General features: G+C 69.4%; 2 protein-coding genes. One reads left to right on the forward strand and one right to left on the reverse strand.

The genetic code is table 11. The features are described from left to right. On the reverse strand, positions 1 to 492 hold a 492-nt coding region (locus A9X03_RS23895), incomplete at its 3' end, for a hypothetical protein (RefSeq protein ID WP_156746651.1). 52 nt (positions 493 to 544) lie between these two features. Here A9X03_RS23895 and A9X03_RS23900 point away from each other — a divergent pair. Next, positions 545 to 939: DUF6636 domain-containing protein (locus A9X03_RS23900; RefSeq protein ID WP_156736165.1), on the forward strand; the 395-nt coding region annotated here is incomplete at its 3' end.

Below are 939 nucleotides of genomic sequence, written 5' to 3' on the forward strand. Positions count from 1 at the left end.
ATCCCGCGACACCCGGAAGTAGTGCCCGGTGCTGCTGTCGGTGCACGTCATGCCCGACGGCTCGCTGTCGCAGGTGACGGCGGCGGGTTCGCCCTTGCAGGTGAGCGAAGCCACGGAACGGGTGTCGCCGGCTTGCAGCGTCGGCAGCCCGGCTCCGCGGGTGGTGTCCGTGTGGCAGGCCATCGCCGGCGAGCTGCCCTGCACGATGTCGACTTGGTCGCCGAAGGCCCCCATGCAGGACTGCGGGCGGGGCGGCATCACGTAGGTGGGGTCGATGACGCCGCAGGACGCGCGGGGCGCATCTCCACCGAAAGCCGCCATCACGCAGGTGACGTCGCCCGAGGGCGACTGGAAGTGGTAGAGCGGGTCCGCGTGCGCCGGGCCCACCGCGGTCGCGGCCGCCAGGAGCGGAACCGCGGCGACCATTGATGCCTTCATGATGACGTTGTAATCCTTTTGGGCGGCCAGGTGAAGGCCCCCGCGCAAACTCATTTCGGGATTATCGGTCCGGTCCACCGGCGCACAGGCTTACGCTCAGCAAATGATGAGGACCCTCGCTGTCGCCGCCGCGACGGTCGCGGCCGCCACCGTGATGCCGGCGACCGCGCACGCGGACACCCAGAACTTTCAATCGCCGTCCGGCAACATCTACTGCGTCCTGGGCGGCTTCGGTGTGGCGTGCGACATCAGCGACTTCGACTACCAGCCACCGCCGCCACCGGAGTGCGGCAAGCATCTCGCCTGGGGCAACCGCTTCGTGTTGAACCTGGGCGAGCCGGCCGCCATCCACTGCCACGGCGACACCCTGCGCTTCGCCGGCGAGCCGACCCTCGACTACGGCCAGACCCAGTCCGCGGGCACGATCACCTGCGACAGCGAGCCGTCGGGCATGACGTGCACCGACAGCAGCACCGGGCACTACTTCCGGGTGTCGCGGGA

Source organism: Mycobacterium sp. E1715, assembly GCF_001667625.1.
Lineage (GTDB): Bacteria > Actinomycetota > Actinomycetes > Mycobacteriales > Mycobacteriaceae > Mycobacterium.